Source organism: Pseudomonas sp. CFII68 (assembly GCF_000416195.1).
Taxonomy (GTDB): Bacteria; Pseudomonadota; Gammaproteobacteria; order Pseudomonadales; family Pseudomonadaceae; genus Aquipseudomonas; species Aquipseudomonas kilonensis.
This window is the reverse complement of the sequence record NZ_ATLN01000096.1, coordinates 1-11568: the sequence shown is the minus strand read 5'-3', so window position 1 is coordinate 11568 and position 11568 is coordinate 1. Positions and strand designations below refer to the sequence as shown.

The following is an 11568-nucleotide window of genomic DNA, read 5'->3' as shown; positions in this document are numbered from 1 at the left end:
GTTCGAAAGGCAAGCGGCGCGGACCCCGGACGCCCCGGCGCTGGTGATCGACGGCGAGCGCTGGAGCTACTGTGACCTCCGATGTCCTGGTGGGCATTGCCGTGGAGCGCAGCGCGCACATGCTGGTGGGCCTGCTGGCGATTCTCAAGGCCGGCGGCGCCTACCTGCCGCTGGACCCGGCGTTCCCCCAGGACCGCCTGGCGTACATGATCGAAGACAGCGGCATCGAACTGCTGCTGACCCAAAGCTCGTTGCTCAACCAGCTACCACTGTCCTGTGGGAGCGAGCCTGTGGGAGCAAAGCTTGCTCGCGATGGCGGTAGTTCAGTCAATGGTGATGGTGGGTGTGCCGACGCTATCGCGAGCAAGCTTTGCTCCCACGGGCTCGCTCCCACAGGGGCCGGGGTTGGCGTTAAGACATTGGTGTTGGACCAGGAGGGTGACTGGCTCGACGGCTATAGCTGCGAGGCGCCGGCGACGCGCCTGGATGCGGAGCACCTGGCCTACGCGATCTACACCTCCGGCTCCACCGGCAAGCCCAAGGGCGTAATGGTGCGCCACGGCGCGCTGACCAACTTCGTCGCGAGCATGGCCAAGGCACCGGGCATGACGGCCCAGGACCGGGCGTTGTCGCTGACCACGTTCTCGTTCGATATTTTCGGCCTGGAGATCTACGTGCCGCTGATGGTCGGCGCCTGCATCGTGCTGACCGGCCAGCACGTCGCCCAGGACCCGTACGCGGTGTTGGCATTGATCGCGGCCGAGCAGGTCAATGTGCTGCAAGCTACGCCGTCGACCTGGCGCATGTTGCTGGACAATGAAAACGCCCAGGGTCTGCGTGGCTGCAAATGCCTGTGCGGTGGCGAGGCGTTGCCCCGGGAACTGGCCGTGCGCATGCTCGCCCTCGGCGGTGAAGTGTGGAACCTCTATGGCCCGACGGAAACCACCATCTGGTCGGCCTTGCACCCGTTGCAGACCCAGGCCGTACAACCGTGGCTCGGCGGGCCGATCGACAACACCACGCTGTACATTGTCGGTGCCGACCTGATGCCGGTGCCTTATGGCGTGGCCGGGGAATTGCTGATCGGCGGCGAAGGCTTGGCCCGTGGTTATTTCCAGCGCCCGGCGCTGACCGCCGAACGTTTCGTGCCCCATCCGTTTGTCGCCGGCGAGCGTCTGTATCGCACCGGTGACCTGGCGCGCGAGCGTGCCGACGGCCTCCTCGAATACCTCGGGCGCATCGACCATCAAGTGAAGATCCGCGGCTTTCGCATCGAGCTGGGAGAGATCGAGGCGCGCCTGCTGGAACAGGACAGCGTGCGCGAAGCGGCGGTGCTGGCCCAGGACGCGCCAGGCGGCCAGGCGTTGGTGGCGTACATCGTGCCGAGCGCTGAACTGAGTGACCTGGACGCCGCCGCCCAGAGCGGCCTGCGCGACAGCCTCAGCGCACGGCTCAAGGTCAACCTGCCCGACTACATGGTGCCGTCCCACGTGGTGCTGTTGCCGCGCTTCCCGCTGACGCCCAACGGCAAGCTGGATCGCAAGCAGTTGCCCAAGCCCGATGCCAGCCAGTGGCAGAAAACCTATGTCGCGCCGCAGACACCCACGCAGCAGGCGGTGGCGACGATCTGGGCCGATATCCTCAAGGTCCAGCGGGTCGGCCTGGACGACAACTTCTTCGAACTGGGCGGCCATTCCTTGCTCGCCACCCAGGTGATGTCGAGGATTCGCCAGCAACTGAGTATCCAAGTGCCGTTGCGCCTGTTGTTCGCCCATCACAGCCTGCGGGCGTTTGTCGAGGCCATGGGCACGGCATCGGCGCATGATGAAGCGAGCATCCCACGCATTGCTCGCGACCAGCCGCTGGCGCTCTCGTTCGCCCAGCAACGGCAGTGGTTCCTCTGGCAACTGGAACCCACCAGCAGCGCCTATCACATTCCCGCGGCGCTGCGTTTGCGCGGTGCCCTCGACCGCGGCGCGTTGCAACGGAGCTTCGATGCGCTGGTGGCACGTCACGAGAGCCTGCGGACCCGCTTCGTGCTCGATAACGAACGCCCCCTGCAAGTGATCGACGAACCGGCACCGCTGACCCTGGCGATCGAATCGGTCGAGGCCGGGATCGATGAACAGGCCTTGCGTAGCCTGATCGAAGCCGAAACCCGGCAACTGTTCGATTTGCAGCGCGGTCCGTTGCTGCGGGTCAAGTGGCTGCAACTGGGCGCTGATGACCATGTACTGATTCTGACCCAGCACCACATTGTCTCCGATGCCTGGTCGATGCAGATCATGGTCGACGACCTGCTGCAGTTGTACGCAGGTTTCAGCCAGGGCCAGGCGGTGGAACTGGCGCCGCTGCCGATCCAGTACGCCGACTACGGCCACTGGCAGCGGCAATGGCTGGCGGCGGGGGAGCAGCAGCGTCAACTCGACTACTGGATCCAGCAGTTGGGCGGCGAGCAACCGATTCTCGAACTGCCGACCGACCATCCGCGCCCGGCCCAGCAAAGCTACCGTGGCGCCCGGCTGCCCATCGCCCTCGAACCGGCCCTGGCCGAAGGCCTCAAGCGCCTGGCCCAGCAGCACAACAGCACGCTGTTCATGCTCTTGCTCGCCGGCTTCCAGACCTTGCTGCACCGCTACAGCGGCCAGGACGACATCCGCGTCGGCGTGCCGATCGCCAACCGCAACCGGGTGGAAACCGAGCGCCTGCTGGGCTTCTTCGTCAACACCCAGGTGCTCAAGGCCGACATCGACGGCAACCTGCGGTTCGACCAGTTGCTCGATCAGGTCAAGCAACGCGCCCTCGGCGCTCAGGCCCACCAGGACCTGCCGTTCGAACAATTGGTGGAACGGCTCGAGCCAGCGCGCAACCTGAGCCACACGCCGTTGTTCCAGGTGATGTTCAACCATGCCAGCGATGCCCGCCGGGACCTGTCGGCGTTGCCGGGCCTGAGCCTGGAGCCACTGACCTGGGACTCAGGCACTGCGCAATTCGACCTGACCCTGGACACTTTTGAATACGCCGATGGCCTCAGCGCCGCGCTGACCTATGCCAGCGACTTGTTTGAACCGAGCACCATCGCCCGCCTCGGCGAGCACTGGCTGAACCTGTTGCGCGCCATCGTCGCCAACCCGACGCAGCGCATCGCCGAACTGCCGATGCTGGACGGGGCGCAGCGGCGCTTGATCGTCGAGGACTGGAACCGCACCTACGCCGATTACCCGAACCATCTCCCGGTGCATCAGTTGATCGAAGCCCAGGTCGAGCGTGACCCCCACGCCGAGGCGCTGGTGTTCGAAGGGCAGTCGCTGAGCTATGCCCAGCTCAACGCCCGCGCCAACCCGTTGGCCCACGCCTTGATCGCCCGCGGCGTCGGCCCGGATGTGCTGGTGGGCATCTCGGTGCAGCGCAGCGTGGAAATGGTCGTCGGCCTGCTGGCGATCCTCAAGGCCGGTGGCGCCTACGTGCCGCTGGACCCGGACTACCCGCCAGAACGCCTGGCCTACATGATCGAGGACAGTGGCATCGAGCTGCTGCTGACCCAGAGCTCATTGCTCAATCAATTCTCGGCACCCTGTGGGAGCGAGCCTGTGGGAGCAAAGCTTGCTCGCGATGGCGGTAGTTCAGTCAATTGTGATGGTGGGTGTGCCGATGCTATCGCGAGCAAGCTTTGCTCCCACAGGCTCGATCCCACAGGAATTTGCGTTAACACGCTGGTATTGGACCAGGAGGGCGACTGGCTCGACGGCTATAGCTGCGAGACGCCCGTGACGCGGTTGGATGCGGAACAGCTTGCTCGCGATGGCGGTAGTTCAGTCAATTGTGATGGTGGGTGTGCCGATGCTATCGCGAGCAAGCTTTGCTCCCACAGGCTCGATCCCACAGGAATTTGCGTTAACACGCTGGTATTGGACCAGGAGGGCGACTGGCTCGACGGCTATAGCTGCGAGACGCCCGTGACGCGGTTGGATGCGGAACACCTCGCCTACGTGATCTACACCTCCGGTTCCACCGGCAAGCCCAAGGGCGCTGGCAACAGCCATGGCGCGCTGACCAACCGCTTGTGCTGGATGCAACAGGCCTATGGCCTGGGGGCCGGTGACAGCGTCCTGCAGAAGACGCCGTTCAGTTTCGACGTGTCGGTCTGGGAGTTCTTCTGGCCGTTGATGACCGGCGTGCGCCTGGTCGTCGCGGCACCGGGCGATCATCGTGACCCGCAAAAACTGGTCAGCCTGATCGAACGGGAAACCATCACCACCCTGCATTTCGTGCCGTCGATGTTGCAAGCGTTCGTGCTCGACGCCAACGTCAGCCGTTGCACCAGCCTGACTCGCATCGTCTGCAGCGGCGAAGCCCTGCCGGTGGATGCCCAGCAACAGGTGTTCGCCAAGTTGCCCAATGCCCGGTTGTATAACCTCTACGGTCCGACCGAAGCGGCCATCGACGTGACCCATTGGACCTGCCGCGACGAAGGGCGCGATGCGGTGCCGATTGGCGAGCCGATTGCCAACCTGATGACCTACATCCTCGACGATGAGCTGAACCCGGTACCGAGCGGCGTCAACGGCGAGCTGTACCTCAGCGGCCAGGGTCTGGCCCGTGGCTATCACCGTCGTCCCGAACTGACGGCCGAGCGTTTCGTCGCCAGCCCGTTCGTGGCCGGCGAGCGGCTGTACCGCACCGGCGACCTGGCGCGCTATCGCCCGGACGGGGTGATCGACTACATCGGTCGGATCGACCATCAGGTGAAGATCCGCGGGTTCCGTATCGAATTGGGGGAAATCGAAGCACGCTTGCTCGAACACGGGGCGGTGCGCGAAGCGGTGGTGGTGGCTCAGGACAGCCGCAGTGGCAAGGTGCTGAGCGGCTACGTGGTCGCCCAGGCCGAGGCAATCGGCGATTGGACGCAATTGCGTGAAGCGCTCCTGGCCCATTTGCGCCTGAGCCTGCCGGAACACATGGTGCCGACGCACCTGACCCGCCTGGAACACATGCCACTGAGCCCGAACGGCAAGCTCGACCGCAAGGCGCTGCCGGCGCCGGACCTGGCCGAGCGCCAGGAGGCGTTCACCGCACCGGTCAACGCCATCGAGCGGACGCTGGTGCAGATCTGGCAAGGGGTGCTCGGCGTCGAGCGGGTGGGCACCGCCGACAACTTCTTCGCCCTGGGCGGCGACTCGATCAACTCGATCCAAGTGGTCAGCCGGGCACGTGCCCAAGGCATTGGCCTGACCCCCAAGGACCTGTTCCTGCACCAGAACATCCAGGCCCTGGCGCGGGTCGCCACGGCGGCCGATGAAGCGCTGATCGACCAGGGGCCGGTCACCGGCGACAGCCCGCTGGTGCCGATGCAGCACGGGTTCTTCGCCAGCGATATCCCGCACCGCGACCACTGGAACCAATCGGTCCTGCTGACCCCGCGCGAACCGCTGGACATCGCGCACCTGCAACAGGCCCTCGCTCACGTGGTGGCCCATCACGATGCCCTGCGCCTGCGGTTCACCCAGGCCGACGATGGCCGATGGCACGCCAGCCATCAGGCCATGGATGAGCAGCCCCTGGAGATTTGGCAGCGCACCGCGCAGGACGCCGCCGGGATCATTGCCATCGCCGACCAGGCGCAACGCAGCCTCGACCTGCAACACGGCCCGTTGCTGCGTTGCAGCCTGATCGCGGTGCAGGACGGCAGTTCGCGCCTGCACCTGGCGATTCATCACCTGGTCATGGACGGCGTGTCGTGGCGGGTGCTGCTGGAAGACCTGCAAAACGTCTATCGCCAACTGCGGGCGAACCAGGCGCCGGCCTTGCCGGGCAAGTCCACGGCGTTCAAGGCCTGGGCCGCCCGGTTGCAGGACTACGCCCACAGCGAAACCCTGAACAAGGAACTGGATTACTGGGTCGGGCAACTGGACCAGCCCTTGCCGCCGTTGCCACGGGCCCGTCCCGAGGGCAGCCAGGCCGCGGCCCATGGCCGTTCGGTGAGCACGCGCCTGGATGCCAACCAGACCCAGCGTTTGCTCAAGCAAGCGCCGACGGCCTATCGCACCCAGGTCAACGATCTGCTGCTCAGCGCACTGGCGCAAGTGGTCTGCCAATGGACCGGGCAACCGGCCTGCCTGGTGCAACTCGAAGGCCATGGCCGCGAAGAACTGTTCGAGGGCATCGACCTGAGCCGCACCGTCGGTTGGTTCACCAGCCTGTTCCCGGTGTTGCTGACGCCGGCCAGCGATCCTGCCGAGTCGATCAAGCGGATCAAGGAACAACTGCGCGCGGTGCCGAACAAGGGCTTGGGCTATGGCGTGCTGCGTTACCTCGGTGCCGAAGCGGTCCAACAACGGTTGGCCAAACTGCCGCCAGCGCGCATCACCTTCAACTACCTGGGGCAATTCGACCAGAGCTTCGATGAGCAGGCGCTGTTCGTGCCGAGTGAGGAGGGCAGTGGCGCAGGGCATGGCGATGATGTGGCGCTGGGCAACTGGCTGACCATCGATGGTCGGATCTTCAATGGCCAGTTGTCCCTCGATTGGACCTTCAGTGGCGATGTCTTCGACGAGGCCACGCTCCAGCAGTTGGCCGATGCCTACGCGGTGGCGTTGCAGCAACTGATCGACCATTGCTGCACCGACGGGCACTTGGGCCTGACACCTTCCGACTTCCCGCTGGCGCGCCTGAGCCAGGCGCAACTCAACGGCCTGCCGGTGCCGGTGGCGCAGGTGGAGGACATCTATCCGCTGTCGCCGATGCAGGACGGCATGCTGTTCCATACCCTGGCCGACGACAGCTCCGGCTTGTACATCAACCAGATCTGCCTGCCGGTGCATGGCCTGGACACGGAGCGTTTCGCCCGGGCCTGGACTTCGGTGATCGAGCGCGAGGACATCCTGCGCACCAGTTTCCACTGGCAGGATGGCTTGAGCGTGCCGGTGCAAATCGTCCATCGCCAGGTTGAGTTGCCGTTGCAGGTCGAAGACTGGCGTGGACAGGACATCAGCGAGCAGGCGATCAGCGCCCGGGCGACTGCCGACTACCTGGCCGGTTTCGACTTGAGCCGCGCGCCCCTGCAACGGGTGCTGTTGCTGCGCCTGGACGATGATCGCTATCAGATGATCTGGACCTGCCACCACATCCTCATGGATGGCTGGAGCAGTTCGCGGTTGTTCGGTGAAGTGTTGCAGTTCTACGCCCACGGGCAGGTGCCCAGCCGCAACGGTCGCTACCGCGAGTTCATCGAATGGCTGCAACGCCAGGACCAGGGTGCGCTGGAACGCTTCTGGCGCAGCCGCCTCGACGCCCTGGAACAGGCGACCTCTCTCAACCAGGCGATGTTCCCACGGCATGTCGAGGCATTGCCGGGGCACGAGGCGCTGTATTCGCGCTGGGACGTGACGCAGACCGCTCGCCTGCAACAGGCCTGCCGCGCCTTGCAGATCACCCCGAATACCTTGATCCAAGGGGCGTGGCTGCTGTTGCTGCAACGCTTTACCGGGCAGGACACCGTGGTCTTCGGCGCCACCGTCGCCGGGCGTCCGGCGGGGCTGGTCAACGCCGACAACATTCTCGGCCTGTTCATCAACACCTTGCCGGTGATCCAGACCCTGGACCCCGAGCAGCCACTGGATCAATGGCTGCAACAGCTACAGGCCTACAACCTCGACCTCCGTGAGCATTCCCATGCGCCGCTGGCGGACATCCAGCGCTGGTCGGGCCTGGGCGGGCAGGGCTTGTTCGACAGCATCATCGTGTTCGAGAACTACCCCATCGACGAACGCCTGGGCGACCAGCAGGACACCGGCCTGAGCTTCGGCGAGTCGCGCAATCATGACGTGACCAACTTCCCGATGGACCTGGCGGTCAACCTGGGCGAAACGCTGTCCATCGAGTACCTGTTCCTGCGCAACGCCTTCAGCGTCGAAGCGGTGGAGCGCATCCGCCGGACCATGGAAGACACCCTGGAAGCGATGATCCATGCACCCCACGCGCGCCTGGGCAATCTGCAACGTTTGTCGGTGCAAGAGTGGCAGGCCTTCGAACAATGGAGCGCGGCGCCAAACGGCGACTATCAGCCGCAGCTGTTGCCGGAACTGATTGGCCGCCATGCCCAGTCGCGTCCGCAGGCCACGGCGCTGGTGTGTGGCGACGACGCGCTGGACTATGGCGAACTGGAGCGCCGGGCCAACCGCCTGGCCCACCGCTTGATCGAACTCGGCGCCGGCCCGGAAGTGGTGGTCGGCGTGGCCCTGGAGCGTTCGGTGGACATGGTCGTGGCGCTGCTGGCGGTGATGAAAAGCGGCTCGGCGTATGTGCCGCTGGACATCGATTATCCACCCGAGCGCCTGGCGTTCATGATCGAAGATTCGGCCATGGCGCTGTTGCTGACCCACAGCCGGGTACAGGGGCGCTTGCCGGATCTCGACGGTTTGGCGCGCCTGGCCATCGACGGTTTCGACAGCCGTGGCTACAGCGATGAGCCGCCGCGTAGCGGTTTGCTCGGCGGCAACCTGGCCTACCTGATCTACACCTCGGGTTCCACCGGTCGACCCAAAGGCGTCGCCGTGGCGCACGGGCCGATGAGCATGCATTGCCAGGCCATCGCCGGGCTGTATGACATGGACGAGCGCACTCGTGAGCTGCATTTCATGTCGTTCGCCTTCGACGGGGCCCATGAACGCTGGTTGAGCACGTTGCTGCGCGGCGGCACCCTGGTGATTCGCGACGGCGCGCTGTGGACGCCGGAGCAGACCTTCGACGCCTTGCACCGCCATGGCATTACCATCGCCTGCTTCCCGCCGGCCTACCTCAAGCAACTGGCCGAATTCGCCGCCAACAGCCCACTGGCGCCACCGCCAGTGCGGGTGTACTGCTTCGGTGGCGATGCGGTGCCGGACCAGACCTTCGAGCAGGTGAAGGCAGCGCTGCGTCCGCAATTCTTCACCAACGGCTACGGTCCGACGGAAACTGTGGTCACCCCCATGCTGTGGAAGGTGCCGGCCAGCGAACGTTGCGAAGCCGCCTACGCGCCGATCGGGCGTGCGGTGGGCGAGCGCGCCTTGTATGTGCTCGACGACCACCTCAACCCATTGCCGCCGGGCATCGCCGGCGAGTTGTACATCGGTGGCGCGGGCATCGCCCGTGGTTATCATCGTCGCCCGGACCTGAGTGCCGAGCGCTTCGTGCCGGACCCATTCGGCCAGCCGGGCGATCGCCTGTACCGCAGCGGCGACCTGGTGCGCCAGCGCGCCGACGGCGTGCTCGATTACGTCGGGCGTATCGACCACCAGATCAAGGTGCGGGGCTTCCGCATCGAACTGGGGGAAGTCGAGGCCAGCCTGCGGCAACTGGACGATGTCAGCGATGCGTTGGTGATCGCCCGCGACAGCGCCTCGGGCAAGCAACTGATCGGCTACGTGGTCACCCCCGACGGGGTGGCCATCGGCGATCGGCTCAAGGCTGAACTGCGGGCGCAATTGCCGGACTACATGGTGCCGGCCCAGGTTATCTGCCTGGAGGCGTTGCCGGTCACGCCGAACGGCAAGCTCGATCGCCAGGCCCTGCCGGAGCCGGAGTTCAAGGGCGCCGAGTATGTGCCGGGGCGCAACCGCGATGAGCAACTGTTGGCCGAGGTCTGGGCTGATGTGTTGCAAGTCGAGCGGGTGGGCATCACCGACAATTTCTTCGAGTTGGGCGGTGACTCGATCCTCAGCCTGCAAGTGGTCTCGCGGGTGCGCAACCATGGCGAGCTGAAGATGGAGCTCAAGCTGCGGGACCTGATGCGCGGCCAGACCATCGAGGCGATTTTCGATCAGCGTTCGAACACCCTCGCCGTGACGGTCGAGGACGTGACCCAGGTGGCCGCCGAAGGACAGTTCAACCTGATTCCGATCCAGCAGTGGTGGTTCGACCAGCGCATGAGCGAACCCCATCACTACAACCAGGCACTGATGCTGCGGGCCCGCCAGGGGTTGAACCTGACGGCGCTGGAATTGGCGTTGCGCGGCATGATGCAGCAGCACGACGCCTTGCGCCTGCGCTTCAGCGAAGTCGGCGGGCGTCATCTGCAGCATTACCAGGCGTTGGCAGAAATGCAGGCGCAGTGGGCCAGCGAACCCTTGTTGTGGCAGCACAGCGTGGCCGATGAAGCCGAGCTGGAGTTGTACGCCGAACAGGTGCAACGCAGCCTCGATCTGCACAACGGCCCGGTGTGGCGCACGGCACAGGTGACCTTGGGCAACGGTGAAGTTCGCGTGCTGATGGTCATTCATCACCTGGTCATCGACACGGTGTCGTGGCGTTTGCTGCTGCAGGATTTGCAGACGGCTTATACGGCCTACAGTGAAGGCCAGGCGCCGAACCTGCCGATTCGCACCAGCAGTTACCGGGCCTGGGCCGAGGGCCTGCAAGCCTATGCGCTGGATTATCCGGCGCAGGAAAAAGCCTGGTGGCTGGAACAGATCGACCAACCGGGCAGCGAGTTGCCGTGTGACAACTTGCGGGGCAAGAACCAGGTGCAGTACCAGTCGGTCGCGCACATGAGCCTGTCGGAGCAGCACACCCAGCAGTTGCTCAAACAAGTGCCGGCGGTCTACCAGACGCAGATCAACGACGTGTTGCTGGCGGCGCTGAGTCGGGTGTTGTGCCGTTGGAGCCAGCAGCCTTCGGTGCTGATCCAGTTGGAGGGGCATGGTCGCGAGGACCTGCTCAAGGACATCGACCTGAGCCGCAGCCTGGGCTGGTTCACCAGCATGTTCCCGGTGCGCCTGGCCCCGAACCCTGAAGCCGATATCGGCACGTCGGTGCGGGCGGTGCAACGGCAGTTGGCCGCCGTGCCGAACAAGGGCTTGGGCTACGGCGTGTTGCGCTACATGAGCGGCGAGCCGATGGCCGCCACCTTGGGCCGCGCGCCCCAGGCACGGGTGACGTTCAACTACCTGGGGCAGTTCGACCAGAGCTTCGATGACAAGGCATTGCTGGTGCCGGCGGCGCAAAGCTACGGCAGTTGCTACAGCCCCCATGCCGCGCTGGGCAACTGGCTGGAAGTGGTGGGGCAGGTGTATGACGGGCGCCTGGCGCTGCGTTGCATCTTCAGCACCCGCCGCTACCGTGCCGAGACTGTCGAGGGCTTGATGCGTGCGTACCAGGAAGAACTGGAAGCGTTGATCGAGCACTGCGTGGCGCAGGCGGCGTAGGAGCTGACGAGTGCAACGAGGCTGCGATCTTTCCGCTGGCGCTTGAGTCCCAAGCAAAAGTCAAAAGATCGCAGCCTTCGGCAGCTCCTACAGGGCGTCATCGGGCTGCCCGGTACTGTTTTTTTTTCATAAGGAACCCCTGCGATGTCTCTGCATCCGGAACTCAATGCCTTCCTCGACCTGGCCGAAGAAAGCCAGGCCGAGGGCCCCGGGCCGTTTCACCTGTCGACGCCGGCCCAGGCCCGTGAGGCGTTCGAGCGCACCACCAGGCAATTGCGCTGGGACGCTCCGGCGGATGTGCAGTGCGCCGCGCACTCATTCACGACCCGTGACGGCGCGACGCTGGCGCTGCGGCTGTACCGTCCCGCCACGGCGTCGACCCAGG

The 11568-nt window shown here is 65.1% G+C and carries 1 protein-coding gene and 1 pseudogene; both read left to right on the top strand.

Annotated features, from left to right (window positions below; translation table 11 throughout):
• Nucleotides 1–71 precede the first annotated feature (71 nt).
• Nucleotides 72–11183, top strand: coding sequence for a non-ribosomal peptide synthetase (locus CFII68_RS0126085; protein WP_218187452.1), 11112 nt, complete (start codon nucleotides 72–74; stop codon nucleotides 11181–11183).
• Nucleotides 11184–11327: 144 nt separating this feature from the next.
• Nucleotides 11328–11568 (top strand): annotated as a pseudogene (locus CFII68_RS10205) (alpha/beta hydrolase); the annotation flags it as partial.